This is a genomic window from Pseudomonas sp. 2024-210 (assembly GCF_045062345.1).
Taxonomy (GTDB): domain Bacteria; phylum Pseudomonadota; class Gammaproteobacteria; order Pseudomonadales; family Pseudomonadaceae; genus Aquipseudomonas.
Genome location: NZ_JBJGEJ010000005.1, coordinates 189,591 through 206,322, shown reverse-complemented (window position 1 = coordinate 206,322; position 16,732 = coordinate 189,591). Strand labels below are relative to the sequence as shown.

Genomic DNA, 16,732 nt, shown 5'->3' with positions numbered 1-16,732 from the left:
TTTTGAATTTGCTTTTAAGCCTTATTGAAGCGAGCGCGTGTGGCGCGCACAACGCAAACCTGCTCATACTCGCCATGTCCTGGACTCATGGCTGCCGACCTATGAAACGATTACCGCCGCTCCCCGCGCTGCACACTTTTATAATCACAGCTCAATGCTGCAACTTCACCCGCGCCGGCGAGCAGCTGCATATCACTCAAGGTGCGGTAAGCCGGCAGATTGCCGGGCTGGAAGAGCATCTGGGCTTTCCTTTGTTTCATCGTCTGGCACGTGGCTTAAGCCTCACGGAGCAAGGTCAGGCGTTGTACCCACGTATTCAACAGGCATTCGATTTGATCGGCGAAGCCATAGAACAGACCGGAACACGCCGCACGCCACTGCAAATCAAGGCACCTACCTGCCTGTTGCGCTGGTTGCTACCCAAACTCAGGCAATGGCAAATGCTACACCCCGACGTGCCGGTGGAATTAACCAGCAGTGTTCAGCACGGGGTGGATTTTCGCCGTGAAACCTTCGATGCCGCCGTGATCTACAGCCCGGCACCCGGACCTAAACGCGAGGGCCAGCACCTGTTCGATGAGCAACTCACCCCGGTATGCGCACCGCACCTGTTACAAGGCAGCAGTGCGATAAATACACTGACCGACCTTGAATACCACACCCTGTTGCACCCCAGCCGCGATCAACGGGACTGGAACCACTGGCTCAACGCCGTGGGTGGCGACCCGTCTTTGATCCGCCATAGCCAGTACTTTGACACCTTGGACCTGGCCATGACCGTGGCGGCACAAGGTAATGGTGTGGCGATCGGGGACTGGTCATTGATCAGCGACGACCTACAGGCTGGCAATCTGGCGATGCCGTTCGATTTTAAAGTCGCAACTGGCGCGGGTTATTACCTGGTGTGCCCGCCCCGGCGCGAACCTTCAGCGCCGTTACGGGCATTAATGGAGTGGCTGGTGATTCAGGCTCACTCAACGGCGGACACCATTCGTTAAGGGGTAAGCGGGCTCACCACTCCACTTCGCCTTTGGCGACTTTGGCACTGAGCTCCAGCGAAGACACTTCGCCCAGATTCGGATAACGCTTTTTCATGGCAGCAATCAGTTCGGCTGAATTCCTGGCTTTGGGCGTCTCTTCATCAAACGCCTTGATGTAGTCGCGCGTAAAGTGAACAGAACTCAATGATCGGTCGTTTTCCCCCAAGTAATGGCCGGGTACGACAATGTCGGGTTGTAAACTTTCGATACGCTTAAGGGTAGCCAGCCACTGCCTGTGTGACTGTGGCGTTTGGGTATCGGCCATCCAGACATGCAGGTTGTCTGCCACCACTACGCCACCCACGACCGCCTTGAGCGAAGGGATCCACACATAGCTGCGCTGTGGTTGCCTGCCTGAAAGTCCCATGACGTCCAGTTCATGGCCTTCAAGATTCAAGGTGTTGCCCTTCATCACGTCGGGCACGATTATTTGGCTCGGCACATCCGCCCCCATTTGAGGCCCCCAAAAAGCCAGTTTGGCGTCTTTGGTTTCGTTGATATGCGCTACGGTGGGCCCCGAGGCAACCACCTTGGCATCAGGAAAGGCTTGGGTCAGGGTTTCAAGGCCGAAATAGTAATCCGGGTCGCCGTGGCTGATGTAGATCGTCGTCAGGTTTTTACCGCTGTTGCGAATCTTGTCGACCACCTGCCGAGCCTGAGTTTTGGCAAATTGAGCATCAATCAGAATGGCCTCTTTATCGCCGCTGACCAGTACCGATGACACCGCAAAAGCAGCCGAACCTCCGGGATTGTAAACCTCCAGGGTCAACGGCGCCGGGGCTGAAACAGCCTGTGCCATGACGCTCAGCAAGGCAATACCAAGCAGAAACCGGCGCAAAATTCGCACTATCGACATGAATCATTCCTTCGCGAATAGAGGTAAGGATGGGCCAAGCTTAGTAACAGTCTGGCCTTTCGTCTGCGAGTTCATTCAAGGACACGTCTGTAGTCCGTTTGAAGGATGAACCTACGCATGACCACTCGTACAACTGACATGGCAGTAACCAGGGTCTGAGCTAGCCTCAAAGGTGTGAAGTCTAGGTCTGACTCCGACTGAAGCAGGAGAGATAACGCCATGACCACTAAAACAAGAACCAGATGCATGACTCTGTTTATCGTTTTTGCTGCCGCAGCTCTGTTTGCCAGCGCGTGCTATCGCGCCGAACAAACACGTCAAGCAGCCGGATTTACCGTCAGTTGCAATGGCGGGCACTGTAACTCAATGTTCAGCACGTTGAGGTAATACCCGCAGACCGGACTGATCATCTCAGTCTGGTCTGTTTGTGTTAATCCCGAACGACAGAACCTCAAGGGCTTTTGCACATATGTCTATCCAGTAGACTGATCACATTTGCGCCTTTGGGATTCCACGTGACCAGCCTTCATCAGCCCGCCCCTCCAAAACCCGCTATTCGCAGCATTCTGGTTGCCCTGATGCTGGCGATTTTTCTGGGTGCACTCGACCAGACCATCGTAGCCGTTTCGATACCCGCCATTTCCTCTCAATTCAAAGACGTTAGCCAGTTGGCGTGGGTCATTTCTGGCTACATGGTGGCAATGACCGTGGCCGTGCCGATTTACGGCAAGCTGGGGGATTTATACGGGCGCAGGCGCTTGATGCTGTTTGGCATGAGCGTGTTTACGCTTGCCTCGCTGTTTTGCGGGCTTGCGCAAAATATGGAACAACTGGTGCTGGCGCGGATCATTCAGGGCATTGGCGCTGGCGGAATGATTTCTGTCAGTCAGGCGATCATCGGCGACATCGTGCCGCCCCGTGAGCGCGGTCGCTACCAAGGCTATTTCAGCAGCATGTACGCTGTGGCAAGCGTGGCTGGGCCCGTACTGGGCGGCTACATGACTGAGTTCTTATCCTGGCGCTGGGTATTTTTAATCAACCTGCCTCTGGGCCTGGCGGCGTTGTGGATTTCCCATCGCACGCTCATCGGGCTACCCGTCCCACAACGCAAACCGATCATTGATTATGCAGGCACGGTCTTGATGATTGTCGGCCTGACGTCATTGCTGCTGGGCATCACCTTTATCGGCCAAGGCTACAGCTGGCATGGCGATCAGGTCATGAGCCTGCTGGTGGGCGCCGTGATTGCTCTGGCACTCTTTGTGTGGCACGAGCGTCGTTCAATCGAACCCTTGCTGCCCATGCACTTGTTTGCCAATCGCAATGCGGTGTTGTGCTGGTGTACGGTGTTCTTCACCAGCTTTCAGGCCATTTCGCTGATTGTGCTGATGCCACTGCGGTATCAGAGCATCACGGGGGCGGGGGCGGACAGTGCGGCATTACACCTCCTGCCCTTGGCAATGGGCTTACCGATGGGGGCTTACTTTGCCGGGCGCATGACATCGGTGACCGGGCGCTATAAACCGATGATTCTGATGGGTGCAGCGTTGATGCCCTTTGCCATTTTGGGCATGGCTTTTAGCCCACCGAGTGCCGAGGTGTTGAGCGGCGTATTCATGTTGTTGAGTGGAGTGGCTGCGGGCATGCAATTTCCGACGTCACTGGTGGGCGCGCAGAACTCGGTGCAACAGCATGATATTGGTGTGGCCACCAGCACGACGAACCTGTTTCGCTCATTGGGTGGCGCGATGGGTGTGGCGTTGATGTCGGCCTTGTTGCTGGCGCTGCTGCATGACTCATTGCTGGCCCCAGTGGCGGGCCAGCCAGTGCTGGGTGAAGGCAGTTCAGGCAATGTGCTGCTGGACGGCTTGAACGCCGTGCAAGGGCCAGCGCTGGATGACCTGCGTTTGGAGCTGTTGCAGACATTCCGCCATTTGTTGACTGTCAGCGCGGTGGTTTCGCTGTTGGGGCTGAGTGCGGCGATTGCCATGCCCAATCAAGTGCTTCGCGGGCGGGGTGACAAGGTCAAAAGCCCCTCACCCTAACCCTCTCCCGGAGGGCTTTGGGGAGCGTGCCTGCTCGCGATTGGAGCGCTGCTGGGCTGGGTACCTATCCGTTGCTGCGGTAACGGCTACTTAAGGTTGCGCCCTTACGGCGCGTCCCTTTTAGAAGGACCCAAAAGGAACCAAAAGAAACCAAAAGGTCCCTGCCCCTCCACTCGGTGCCTCGCTGTGGCTCGGCATGCCCGCAGGCAGGCATTGCTCCATGGGCCCGCCGCGATCTTATGAACTTTAAAAGATCGCCACCTACGGCAAACCCACGCAGCAGCAAAAGCAGATAGGCGCAACACCACAAATCAGCACCCTCTCCCTCTGGGAGAGGGTTGGGGTGAGGGCCGGCCACACCACCGACATTAAGGCTTGGCACTGATCTGCTTTTGCAGGTTTTGAATCTGACTTTGCAAGGTGTTGATGTTGCGCGTCACTTGAGCGCGGAACACGTCAAATTCAGCAGCATTGGCACCTTTGGCAGGGACCGGTCGGTTTTCCAGTTCGCTTTTAAGCACCAGCAAATCCTGCTCCAGACGCTCAATCGCAGCGCTCGGATTACCTTGCTTCTTCAAGGTCGAGACATCCACTGCCTGCTGCTCAAGGCTGCCTTTGAGGGCTGAAACCTCGGCCGTCAGACCTTTTATCTGCGTATCAAATTTGGTTTGAGCTTCTTGTTCAGCCGTCACCTGCGCCAGCAGCGCTGTATTGATTTTTTCAAACCGGGCGTCCAGCTCGCCTTTCTGGCCTTCAATAGCACCCTGTTGGCGTTGGCTCTGTTCAAGCAATTGCTCTTCAAGTTGTTTGATCTGAAGTTTCAAGGCTTCATTGCCCGTGTTAAGGCTCGACTCGCTGGCCACTACCTTGCCGGAGATAGCCTGCAATCGCCCTGCGGCTTCTTCACTGATGCGCGCAAAGCTTTCTTGCGTCGCCACGAGTTGTTGCTCCATCAATGAAATCTGCTGAAAGCTCCACCACGCCAACCCCGCAATAGCCAACAGCAGCGCGCCGATAAACGCCCACAAAGGCCCTGTGTTCGGAGCTTTCACCTTAATCACAGGGGCAGTACGCGAGTACACCGTAGTGCGTTCACGGGCGTCGGCAGATTGCACCCCATCATCCTCTTCAATGACATGCAAGGTCGGAACAGAGTCAAAATCATCGCGAGCATCGTTACGCATGAAAAAACCTTATATAAATCCTGGAGGTGAGTATTAACGATACGGCGATTGCTGGGCTTTCCACCAACCGCAAAATTCGTCCAGCGCCGCCCACAAGGTGACTTTAGGGTCGTAGTCGAGATAGTGCCGGGCACGACTGATGTCGAGGGTGAAGTCCTTGTTCATGATCTGTGCCCCCAAACGTGACTGCGAAGGCTCTGGCTGGCCCGGCCACAGCTTGCACGCCAGTTCGCTCAACGCCCCCATACTGTAAGCGAGGCCATAGCTACGGTAACGTGTCACCTGCGCAATATTCATCTGACGCATCACGTAGTTGATCACATCCCACAGCGGAACCGGTGCTCCATTACTGATGTTGTAGGCTTTGCCCAATGCCGAACCGCTCGCCAGCAGGCTGCTCAGTAGCGCTTCACTGAGGTTTTGCACACTGGTGAAATCCACCTTGTTCAAGCCGTTGCCGACGATAGCCAAACGACCTTTGCGCTGCATCTTCAATAAGCGCGGAAAAACACTCATATCCCCCGCGCCGGTTACACAGTGCGGGCGCAAGGCAATCACTTCGAGTCCAAACTCCTGGGCGCCAAACACCTTTTGCTCGGCCAGGTTTTTGGTCGCCGCATAAGGATGCCGAAATCGTCTGGGCACCTGCTCTTCTGTCAAACCGGTATGAGGGCGCCCGTCGAAGTAAAGTGCGGCCGTCGAGAGATGCACCAACCGCCGAACGCGCTGTTTCAAACAGGCTTCGACCACGTTTTCGGTGACCAGTACATTGTCGCGCTGGAAGTCCTGATAACGCCCCCAGGCACCCCGATGGCCCGCACAATGCACCACAGCATCGATATCGACGCACAAGTCGCGCACCAACAGACCATCGGTCAAATCACCCGGGATAAATTCAGCACCACGACGTACCAGGTGCTCAACACCCTCGGCCCGTCGCCCGCTGACCCGCACGTCAAAGCCCTGCTCCAAGGCAAAGCGCGCAAAGCGTCCGCCAATAAAGCCGCTCGCGCCGGTGACCAGAATCTTCATCAATCACTCCAATGCTCTAATTCTTGTTGCTTGCTGTTTAAACGCTACTTGTCACAACAAAGGCACTAACCAACGCTGCGCCGAACGCGATAAATGTTCGGTCAGTTGGCCCAGCAAGTGTCCACCATTACGCCAATGATGCCAGTACAGTGGCACGTCGATGGGTTTATCTGGCAACAACTCGCCTAACACGCCATTTGCCAGTTGCTCACGCACCTGCAGTTCCGGAACAAGCCCCCACCCCAGACCGGCTTCGATCAGGCGGATAAAACCTTCGGAAGACGGGCACAGATGATGCTCGAAGCTGCCATCGACACCCAAGGCGGCCAGATAGCGGTGTTGCAGAAAATCATCCGGGCCAAACACGAGGGCCGGGGTTCTAGGGAGTAAATCGGCGCGAACACCGTCAGGAAAATGCCGTTCAACAAACGCAGGACTGGCAAGCGCCCGATAACGCATTGCCCCCAGCAAAACACTGCGCGCACCCGCCACCGGGCGTTCGCTGGCACACAAGCACGCGGCGACTTCCCCTGCCCGCATGCGTTTTAGCCCCACCGTCTGATCCTCTACCACCAAGTCCAAAAGCAGGTGCTGGTCGGCACAAAAATCACTGACCGCCGTCGCCCACCAAGTGGCCAGGCTGTCCGCATTCAAGGCAATGCGCAGGCGTTCGGGCAATCCCTCCTCGTCCAGCGCCGGTACGGCACTTTGTAAATCGCGCTCAAGCAAGCGCACTTGCTGGACATGGTTTAGCAAACGTCGACCTATTTCAGTCGGACTCGGCGGCGTTGCGCGAATCAGCACCGGTTGGCCAATACGCGCCTCGAGCAATTTAATGCGCTGGGAAACAGCCGATTGCGACAGACCCAGTATTTGCGCCGCCCGTTCAAACCCAGCTTGTTCTACCACTGCGGCGAGCGCAGAAAGCAATTTATAGTCGAACATCAGTTTTCCTAATGAGCAATCAGGAGTATTGGTTTTTCTTATACAGCCAAAAATATGACAATAGCCAGCAGCAACCCCCTTCCCGCCTGCAGTACGACGAGTAAACCTTATGTGGCAAAGCTATCTTAATGGCCTGTTGGTCGCGTTCGGTCTGATCATGGCTATCGGCACCCAGAATGCTTTCGTACTGGCGCAAAGTTTGCGTCGGGAGCATCACCTGCCGGTGGCAGCATTTTGCGTGGTGTGCGATGCATTGCTAGTCGCCGCTGGTGTATTTGGCCTGGCCACAGTATTGGCGCAAAATCCGCTGCTGCTCAGTGCCGCACGTTGGGGCGGAGCCGTATTTTTGTTGTGGTACGGCACGCAGGCACTGCGTCGAGCATTTTCCAGCTCGAGCCTTGAGCAGACGGCCGGGCAGACGGCGCGTTCACTCAAAGCCGTCATGCTCAGTGCGCTAGCGGTGACGTTGCTCAACCCGCATGTCTATCTCGATACCGTGTTGCTGATAGGGTCCCTTGGGGCGCAACAAAGTGTTCCCGGCGCTTATGTGGTGGGTGCAGCCAGTGCGTCATTGTTATGGTTTTTTACGCTAGCAATTGGAGCCGCATGGTTGGCGCCCTGGCTGGCAAGACCCTCTACATGGCGGATTCTGGATCTGCTCGTTGCGGTAATGATGTATGCCGTGGCGATACAGTTGATTCTGGCAGGATGAGAGTTTGTAAGCTTCAAGCTTCAAGCTTCAAGACCAAACCTAGCTTGTTGTCGCTTGTAGCTTGTAGCTTGCCGCTTATGGCGCTTACCACTTACCGCTCGATTTTTTATCAACCCAGCTGAAACGTCTATTCCACACAGTTGTCGCGTGGTTATGCCGCGACCCCGGTGCTATGATCTTCGCCTGCGCCGCAAAGAGTAAAAACTCCACGGCGCGTGTTTGGCCGCCCGTGATCGGCCTTGCGCTCATCGCAACTGACCTGATTAGGAGAATCATCATGGCTTTCGAATTGCCGCCGCTGCCGTACGCACACGATGCCTTGCAGCCGCACATCTCCAAAGAAACCCTGGAGTTTCACCACGACAAGCACCACAACACCTACGTCGTGAACCTGAACAACCTGGTGCCAGGCACCGAGTTTGAAGGCAAAACCCTGGAAGAGATCGTTAAAACCTCTTCAGGTGGCATTTTCAACAACGCCGCTCAGGTCTGGAACCACACCTTTTACTGGAACTGCATGACGCCAAACGGCGGCGGCGAACCTACCGGCGCACTGGCTGATGCCATCAACGCTGCTTTCGGTTCCTTCGACAAGTTCAAGGAAGAGTTCAGCAAAACTTCCATCGGCACGTTCGGCTCTGGCTGGGGCTGGCTGGTCAAGAAAGCTGACGGCTCCCTGGCTCTGGCAAGCACCATTGGCGCGGGTAACCCGCTGACCAGCGGCGACACCCCGCTGCTGACTTGCGACGTTTGGGAACACGCCTACTACATCGACTACCGCAACGTACGTCCTAAATATGTAGAAGCGTTCTGGAACCTCGTTAACTGGAAGTTCGTAGCTGAGCAGTTCGAAGGCAAAACCTTCACCGCTTAAGCCTGATACCCAGTAAAAAAACCCGGCTTGCCGGGTTTTTTTTTGCCTGATAAAAACGCCCCACCCACTCATGCTCAGTTAACAATAAACGTGCACACTCGTGTTTGTGACTATCGTGAGATAGCTTCATCTAAAACCCGCATCAATGCCCCTTTACACAGGGCCACAGCAATGACGGCAAGAAACAAGGAATTGCGCTTTGAGGCTGGAATTCAAGAACAGCTTGTCACTTAAGTTACTCCGGGCTGTGCTGCTTTCAGCATTGGCTGTAGGGAGCGTAATCAGTTGCGCGCAAATTGTGATCAATATCTACGAAACGCGACGAACCCTGGAGCACGATGCTCAGCGTTTTCTGGTCATGTTCCGCGACCCATCGACTCAAGCGCTCTTTAGTCTTGATCGCGATATGGCGATGCAAGTCATCAGCGGTTTGTTCCAGGATGACGCTGTAAGCCAAGCCTCGATTGGCAACCCCAATACCGGGCTTCTTGCGCAAAAGTCCCGCCCCCTGAAGGACACACCCTACCGTTGGCTCACCGATTACATCTTGGGTAAGGAACGCACGCTCACCATCCCGTTGAAAAGTAACTCGCAGTACAACGAATATTACGGTGACCTGAGCATCTCCCTCGATACCGCGATGTACGGCGAAGCGTTTCTGGCCAATGCCGAGGTGGTTTTTATCTCCGGTATTTTAAGGGCTCTGCTGATAGGGCTGGTGTTGTATCTGGTGTACCACTGGCTATTGACCCGACCACTCTCGAAAATAATCCGGCACCTGACACGTGTTAACCCTGATCACCCGAGTGAGCACGTCATGCCGCTTATCAAGGGCCATCAGCACAATGAGCTAGGGGTATGGGTCAATACGATTAATCAGTTATTAGCGTCCATCGAACGCAATACGCATCTACGTCGAAAAGCTGAAAGCTCGCTGCTACGCATGACACAGCATGACTTTCTGACCGGTCTGCCGAACCGCCAGCAACTGCAAACCGTATTGAGCAAAACACTGGCCGAAGCGGGACGTTCCCAACGCCGAGTAGCCGTGCTGTGTGTCGGCATGGACGATTTCAAAGATATAAACGAGCAATTTGGATATCAGACGGGCGATCAGTTGTTGCAGGTCATAACCGACCGATTGCAGGCCCACAATCAAACCGTCGGGGCACTGGCGCGTTTGGGCGGGGATCAGTTCGCGTTAATACAGCCACACATTGAACAGCCCTACGAATCCGCTGAATTAGCCCAAAGCATTCTGGATACATTCCTCACCCCATTCAACTTGGGTCAACACTCCATTCGCTTGCGGGCCACCATCGGTATTACGCTGTTTCCAGAAGACAGTGACTCAGCTGAACAATTGCTGCAAAAAGCCGAACAAACCATGACGCTGGCGAAAACCCGTTCACGAGCCCGTTATCAGTTTTATATTGCCAGCGTGGATCGCCAAATGCGCCGTCTGCGTGAACTTGAACAAGACCTGCAAGACGCCCTGCCCAATAAGCAGCTCTATCTTGTTTATCAGCCGCAAATTCGTTACAGCGACCACCGTATCGTGGGCGTCGAAGCGCTGTTACGCTGGAAGCACCCCAAGCACGGCATGATCGCACCTGACATCTTCATTCCGCTGGCCGAAAAAAACGCCAGCATTGTGGCCATCGGTGAGTGGGTACTGGATCAAGCCTGTCGCCAACTGCGGGGATGGCATGATCTGGGCTTCAATGAACTGCGCATGGCGGTGAATCTGTCGACGGTGCAGTTGCACCATGCCGAGTTGCCGCAGATGGTCGATAGCCTGTTACAGAGCCACCGTCTGGCACCGCGCAGTCTAGAGCTGGAAGTGACTGAAACCAGCCTGATGGAAGACATCAACACCGCCCGTCAACACTTGCTCAGCCTGCGTCGCTCCGGGGCCCTGATCGCCATTGATGATTTTGGGACGGGTTACTCATCATTGAGTTACCTCAAGAGCCTGCCGCTGGACAAAATCAAGATCGACAAGAGTTTTGTTCAAGACCTGATAACAGACGACGACGATGCCACCATTGTGCGGGCCATTATTCAACTGGGTAAAAGCTTGGGCATGCAGGTCATTGCCGAAGGCGTCGAAACTATTGAACAAGAAACCTATGTCATCAAGGAAGGCTGTCATGAAGGTCAGGGCTATTTGTATAGCAAACCCCTGTCTGCGCGGGCCTTGCGCGCTTACCTGATCCAGGAAGAGCGTGGGCACACGCGCATTCTGTAAATCCATATTTCAGGATTTGGACGTCAAATAGACAGCGAGTGTGTAAATAAGAAAGATTTCCAACACTAACCCTTTACACAAAATGCAAATCTTTCGCATCATGTCGCAGTTTTGCGTGCAGCCGCACGCTTGTCCCACCTCTCGAAGCAGGATTTTCGCCATGATTCGTATGCCCCTGGCCACCGCCAGTCTGCTGGCCATTGCTATCACACTCGCCGGTTGTGGCGACAAGGACAAGGAAAAAATAGCTGCGGCCCCAACGCCAGCGGCAACGACCAACGTTGCAACACCGGCCACTGACATCACTGCAGCCAAGGTTGATGAAGCAGCGGCCAAAGCCGTTGTCGCGCACTACGCTGACATGGTTCACGCCGTGTACAGCGACGCAGAATCCACCGCGAAAAACCTGCAAACCGCTATCGACGCGTTCCTTGCCAAGCCCAACGATGAAACCCTGAAAGCCGCGCGCGAGGCGTGGGTTCAAGCCCGTGTGCCTTACCTGCAAAGCGAAGTGTTCCGCTTCGGCAACACCATCATTGATGACTGGGAAGGCCAAGTGAACGCCTGGCCGCTGGACGAAGGACTGATCGACTACGTTGACGCCTCCTACGCTGGCGCACTGGGCAATCCGGGGGCCAATGCAAACATCATCGCCAACACCGAGATTCAGGTTGGCGAAGACAAAGTTGACGTGACTGAAATCACACCCGAAACCCTGGCCAGCCTGAACGAACTGGGCGGATCCGAAGCCAACGTTGCGACTGGCTACCACGCCATCGAATTCCTGTTGTGGGGCCAAGACCTCAACGGCACCGGCCCGGGTGCAGGCAACCGTCCTGCCTCCGACTACCTTGAAGGCGAAGGCGCTACCGGCGGGCACAATGATCGCCGTCGTGCTTATCTGAAAGCCGTAACCCAACTGCTGGTGAACGACCTGAACGAAATGGTCGGTAACTGGGCGCCGAATGTGGCCGACAACTACCGCGCCACCCTCGAAGCCGATACACCGCAAAACGGCCTGCGCAAAATACTGTTTGGCATGGGCAGCCTGTCGTTGGGCGAACTGGCTGGCGAGCGCATGAAAGTGTCGCTGGAAGCCAATTCCCCGGAAGACGAACAAGACTGCTTTAGCGACAACACTCACAACTCGCACTTCTACGACGCCAAAGGTATTCGTAACGTGTACCTGGGCGAGTACGTCCGCGCTGACGGCACCAAAATGACCGGCCCTAGCCTGTCTTCCTTGGTGGTAGTCGTTGATCCTGCAGCAGACGCCACGTTGAAATCCGATCTGGCTGACACCGAAGCCAAGATTCAGGTCATGGTTGACCACGCCAACAAGGGTGAGCACTACGACCAGTTGATCGCAGCGGGCAACGAAGCCGGCAACCAAGTCGTTCGTAACGCCATTGCAGCACTGGTCAAACAGACCGGCGCTATCGAGCAAGCTGCTGGCAAACTCGGTATCAGCGACCTGAACCCGGATAACGCCGATCACGATTTTTGATCACGAAAGTGAAAGCACACACGCGATTTAAGGGGTAAAAGCCCTCAGTAAATCCATTGGGATGGGCGTGTAGTCACAACAATAAAACCGATGCCCGTACAGGCATCGGTTTTTTTTGTTTACCAGGCCCGGTATGTGCAAATCATGCGCTAATGGCTTTTAAATACGGCCGGGGGATGCAGACAATCAAAATTATAAGGATCCATCTCACACTTATAAGCAAGCTCAGTGCCGGATTCTTTTTGAGGAAAGTACCCCTTGGGAAATAGCCGTGCATCCGCACAGCCAGAAAGTAACATCACTGCAATCAATACAGATAATCCTTTCATGGGCTCTTCTACTTATCCATTTTTTAACGAGCATAACGAATGGGTAAAAGCGCTGAATATCATTTGTATCCGATTGTTTTGTAGGAAGTACGACTTGTATTACTTAGCTTGTAAGATCTGGTTGATTGATTTTTCCCCCGCGACCCGCTGGTCATCATCATGATGAATGACCCTTCGAGCAGGTTGTACAGCCACACGTCAAACCAAACGCTAATCCCTCTTATTTCAATTCACCTTCCCTGATAAACTTTGCGCCCTCGATTTTGCTCGCTGATCTGGACGCTTGATGCCCTCGCTGCCTCTTCGCCTGTCTCTGCTGTTATTGGCCCTGGGCCTTGGCGGCTGTGATAATGCCCCGCGCTTCACCAAACCCGAGCCCGGCGAAGCCCGCTCAGGCGGTGCAACGACTGTGCGCAAAAGCGATAAAAATGCGTTTTCCATGCCCTCCGCAAACCTATCGCCTACTCGGCGTCTGGATTTCAGCGTCGGCAACAGTTTTTTTCGCAGCCCTTGGGTGATTGCACCGTCCACCACCACCGCACGTGATGGTTTGGGCCCGCTGTTCAATACCAATGCCTGCCAAAATTGTCATATCAAGGATGGTCGCGGTCACCCGCCACTGCCTGACGCCAAAAACGCTGTGTCCATGCTGGTGCGCCTGTCGATACCTAACGATCCGGCTTACGCCTCACTGATCGAGAAGGCCGGGATCGTTCCGGAACCTGTCTACGGTGGCCAGTTGCAGGATATGGCCGTGCCGGGCGTAGCACCCGAGGGCAAGGTGAGGGTCGAATACACGCCAGTGCCGGTACGTTTCAAAGACGGCACCGAGGTGCAGCTGCGCAAACCACAGTTGCAAATCACCCAGTTGGGTTATGGCCCGATGCACCCTGACACGCGTTTCTCAGCTCGTATTGCTCCACCGATGATTGGCCTGGGCTTGCTGGAAACCATTCCTAACGCCGCGATTCTGGCCAATGCTGACCAGCAGAAAAACAACCGCGACGGTATTGCCGGCCGCCCCAACTGGGTGTGGGACGACGCACAGCAAAAGACTGTTTTAGGTCGTTTTGGCTGGAAAGCCGGGCAACCCACGCTCAATCAACAAAATGTTCACGCCTTTTCTGGTGATATGGGGCTAACCACCCACTTAAGACCCTTTGATGACTGCACCCCGGCACAGACTGACTGCCTTTCAGCACCTAACGGCAATGGTCCGCAGGGCGAGCCGGAAGTGAGCGAGAATATTTTGCGTCTTGTAGAGTTCTACACCCGCAACCTCGCGGTGCCCGCACGACGGGACGTCGGATCGCCTCAGGTGCTGGCCGGTAAAAATCTGTTTTATCAGGCCGGCTGCGCCTCATGCCATACACCGACATTCACCACATCGCCCAATGCCGCTGAACCCGAGTTGGCCAATCAGGTCATTCACCCGTACAGCGATTTGCTGTTGCACGACATGGGCCCCGGCCTTGCCGATGACCGCACCGAGTTCGCCGCTTCGGGCAGCGACTGGCGAACCCCGCCGCTGTGGGGGATCGGTTTGACCCAAACCGTCAGTGGCCACACTCAGTTTTTGCATGATGGCCGTGCACGTAACCTGCTCGAAGCCGTCCTGTGGCACGGTGGAGAAGCCGAGCCGGCCAAGCAGCACGTATTGCAATTTAATGCCGAGCAGCGCACTGCGTTGCTGGCGTTCCTGAACTCTCTTTAAACGCTTTACACGATCGGGGACCCCGACATGTTTCGACCCAAGCTGTTGTTCACCAGCCTTGCCGCTATCGCTTTGGCGGCCTGCTCGCCACAAGACCCGCAAGCCGTCACTTCGGCCGCTATCGCCAAGCAGGTGATTCTGCCTACGTACAGCCGATGGGTTGAAGCTGACCGCCAACTGGCCATCAGCGCGCTGGCGTATTGCGAGGGTAAAGAAACCCTGGAGACCGCGCGTGCAGACTTCCAGCACGCACAAAAAGCCTGGGCCGAGCTGCAACCTTTGCTGATAGGCCCATTGGCCGAAGGCAATCGCTCATGGCAAGTACAGTTCTGGCCGGATAAAAAGAATTTGGTCGGCCGTCAGGTTGAGCAACTGGTTATTGCCCAGCCGCAAATCGATGCTGACACACTGGCCAAGTCCAGCGTTGTGGTACAAGGCCTGTCGGCTTACGAATACATCCTGTTCGACAGCAATATCGACCTGGCTGACCCGGCACAAAAAGCCCGCTACTGCCCGCTATTGACCGCTATTGGCGAGCGTCAGAAGCAACTGGCCGAAGAGATTTTGGCCAGCTGGAACAGCACAGATGGCATGCTGGCGCAAATGACCAAGTTCCCGAACCAGCGTTATGCGGACTCTCACGAAGCCATCGCTGACCTGTTGCGCGCCCAAGTGACCGCGCTCGACACCTTGAAAAAGAAACTCGGCACGCCAATGGGCCGACAGAGCAAGGGCATTGCTCAACCGTTGCAGGCAGAAGCATGGCGCAGCCAGTCCTCCCTGCAGAGCCTGGTCGCCAGCCTCTCAGCCGCGCAGACCGTATGGGTCGGCGTGGACAACAAGGGCTTGCGTGGTTTATTACCCTCAGATCAAAAGCCGTTGGCCGACAAGATCGACGCTGCCTATGCTGCGTCGCTCAAACTGTTCAACGACAATCAGCGTTCGTTGAGCGAGCTGCTGGCCGATGAAACTGGCCGTGCGCAATTGAACGCCATTTACGACAGCCTGAACGTCGTCCACCGCCTGCATGAAGGCGAACTGGCCAAAGCGCTGGGCATACAGCTGGGCTTTAACGCCAACGACGGCGATTGATGAAGAGGGTTCGATGATGCGCAGGCAAGCACTCAAGCTCGGCGATCTACTGCTAAGCGCAGTCACCCTGGGTGGCTGGTCGCTGTTTCGGCAAAAAGGCCAAGGCCCGCTATTGCTCAGTGCCCGTGACGATGTAGACGGCAATCACTTTGCCGTCGGCTATCGTCTGGATGGCACCCGAGTCTTCAGCACTCAGGTCGGCCAGCGTTGCCATGACATCATCAACCACCCTACCTTGCCTATCGCCTTGTTTGTGGCCCGGCGCCCTGGCACCGAAAGCTACCTGATCAGCCTGACAGACGGGCAACTGTTGCAAACACTGACCTCCCTGCCCAATCGTCATTTTTACGGTCACGCGGTGATCCACAAAGATGGCGAGTGGTTGTACGCCACGGAAAACGACACCACGGATCCGGGTCGAGGTTTGCTCGGGGTTTATCGCTTTGAAGGCGAACGCCTGGTCCACAGCGGCGAAATTCCGACTCACGGCGTTGGCCCGCATCAAGTGTCGTGGATGCCCGACGGTGAAACACTGGTGGTCGCCAACGGCGGCATTCGCACTGAGGCCGAAAGTCGCGTCGAGATGAATCTGAATGCGATGGAGCCCAGCCTGGTGCTGATGCAACGCGATGGCACCCTGCTGAGCAAAGAAACGCTGAGTCAACAAATGAACAGTGTGCGTCATTTGGGCATCGCCAATGACGGCACCATCGTGGCGTGTCAGCAATTTATGGGGGACGCTCAGACGTTATCGGAATTATTGGCGATTAAACGGCCAGGCAAGGCGTTTGAACCGTTTCCAGTGGCGCAAGAGCAACTCCGGGCGATGGGTCACTACACGGCCAGTGTGGCGGTGCACAGTGACTTACGACTCGTCGCATTGACGGCGCCGCGCGGTAATCGCTTTTTTGTCTGGGACCTGGACAACGGCGATTTACGCCTCGATGCCCCTTTACCCGACTGTGCGGGTGTAGCCTCGGTAAAAGATGGTTTTGTCGTCACATCCGGCCAAGGACGTTGCCGTTTCTATGATTGCCGCCAAAGCAAGCTGACCGCCAAGCCGTTGGACTTGCCTTCTGGGTTGTGGGACAACCACTTGCATGTAATGTGAAACGTGATTGTGGTTGCTGGCGATGCTAAAAGCATATTCG

13 protein-coding genes are annotated in these 16,732 nt (G+C 55.4%); 9 read left to right on the top strand and 4 right to left on the bottom strand.

Going from position 1 to position 16,732, the window contains the following annotated elements:
• Nucleotides 1-101: 101 nt before the first annotated feature.
• The gene (locus ACI7MX_RS09885; RefSeq protein WP_405587150.1) at nucleotides 102-998 is read left to right on the top strand and encodes a LysR substrate-binding domain-containing protein; all 897 of its coding nucleotides are present in this window, start codon (nucleotides 102-104) and stop codon (nucleotides 996-998) included.
• A 13-nt stretch (nucleotides 999-1,011) separates the two neighbouring features.
• On the opposite strand, the gene ACI7MX_RS09880 is transcribed toward ACI7MX_RS09885, so the two are convergent.
• The gene (locus ACI7MX_RS09880) at nucleotides 1,012-1,896 is read right to left on the bottom strand and encodes an MBL fold metallo-hydrolase (RefSeq protein WP_405587153.1); all 885 of its coding nucleotides are present in this window, start codon (nucleotides 1,894-1,896) and stop codon (nucleotides 1,012-1,014) included.
• 515 nt (nucleotides 1,897-2,411) lie between these two features.
• Here ACI7MX_RS09880 and ACI7MX_RS09875 point away from each other — a divergent pair.
• A complete protein-coding gene (locus ACI7MX_RS09875; protein WP_405587156.1) occupies nucleotides 2,412-3,941 on the top strand; it encodes an MDR family MFS transporter in 1,530 nt (509 codons plus the stop codon).
• Between the two features lie 368 nt (nucleotides 3,942-4,309).
• On the opposite strand, the gene ACI7MX_RS09870 is transcribed toward ACI7MX_RS09875, so the two are convergent.
• Genes ACI7MX_RS09870 through ACI7MX_RS09860 form a run of 3 tightly spaced genes read right to left on the bottom strand, consistent with a single transcriptional unit; the run spans nucleotide 4,310 to nucleotide 7,102 of the window.
• Entirely contained in the window at nucleotides 4,310-5,125 is an 816-nt protein-coding gene (locus tag ACI7MX_RS09870) for an ATPase (protein WP_405587159.1), read from the bottom strand.
• A 33-nt stretch (nucleotides 5,126-5,158) separates the two neighbouring features.
• Nucleotides 5,159-6,157: an NAD(P)-dependent oxidoreductase gene (locus ACI7MX_RS09865; RefSeq protein ID WP_314489896.1), complete on the bottom strand. Its 999-nt coding sequence runs from the start codon at nucleotides 6,155-6,157 to the stop codon at nucleotides 5,159-5,161.
• A gap of 51 nt (nucleotides 6,158-6,208) precedes the next feature.
• On the bottom strand, nucleotides 6,209-7,102 hold the full coding sequence (locus ACI7MX_RS09860) for a LysR family transcriptional regulator ArgP (protein WP_314489894.1): 894 nt from the start codon (nucleotides 7,100-7,102) through the stop codon (nucleotides 6,209-6,211).
• 109 nt (nucleotides 7,103-7,211) lie between these two features.
• Between ACI7MX_RS09860 and ACI7MX_RS09855 the strand changes: the two genes are divergently transcribed.
• From ACI7MX_RS09855 to ACI7MX_RS09825, 7 genes are all read left to right on the top strand, one after another.
• Nucleotides 7,212-7,814: a LysE/ArgO family amino acid transporter gene (locus tag ACI7MX_RS09855; RefSeq protein WP_405587163.1), complete on the top strand. Its 603-nt coding sequence runs from the start codon at nucleotides 7,212-7,214 to the stop codon at nucleotides 7,812-7,814.
• 277 nt (nucleotides 7,815-8,091) lie between these two features.
• Nucleotides 8,092-8,688 (top strand): superoxide dismutase, encoded by a 597-nt coding sequence (locus ACI7MX_RS09850; protein ID WP_153381551.1) that lies wholly within the window; start codon nucleotides 8,092-8,094, stop codon nucleotides 8,686-8,688.
• A gap of 199 nt (nucleotides 8,689-8,887) precedes the next feature.
• Entirely contained in the window at nucleotides 8,888-10,939 is a 2,052-nt protein-coding gene (locus ACI7MX_RS09845; protein ID WP_314489888.1) for an EAL domain-containing protein, read from the top strand.
• Nucleotides 10,940-11,099: 160 nt separating this feature from the next.
• Nucleotides 11,100-12,446 (top strand): imelysin family protein, encoded by a 1,347-nt coding sequence (locus ACI7MX_RS09840; RefSeq protein ID WP_405587168.1) that lies wholly within the window; start codon nucleotides 11,100-11,102, stop codon nucleotides 12,444-12,446.
• 615 nt (nucleotides 12,447-13,061) lie between these two features.
• Nucleotides 13,062-14,489, top strand: coding sequence for a di-heme oxidoredictase family protein (locus ACI7MX_RS09835; protein WP_405587171.1), 1,428 nt, complete (start codon nucleotides 13,062-13,064; stop codon nucleotides 14,487-14,489).
• A gap of 27 nt (nucleotides 14,490-14,516) precedes the next feature.
• On the top strand, nucleotides 14,517-15,581 hold the full coding sequence (locus ACI7MX_RS09830) for an imelysin family protein (protein ID WP_405587174.1): 1,065 nt from the start codon (nucleotides 14,517-14,519) through the stop codon (nucleotides 15,579-15,581).
• Between the two features lie 13 nt (nucleotides 15,582-15,594).
• A complete protein-coding gene (locus ACI7MX_RS09825) occupies nucleotides 15,595-16,692 on the top strand; it encodes a DUF1513 domain-containing protein (protein ID WP_314489880.1) in 1,098 nt (365 codons plus the stop codon).
• The last annotated feature ends 40 nt before the right edge of the window (nucleotides 16,693-16,732 follow it).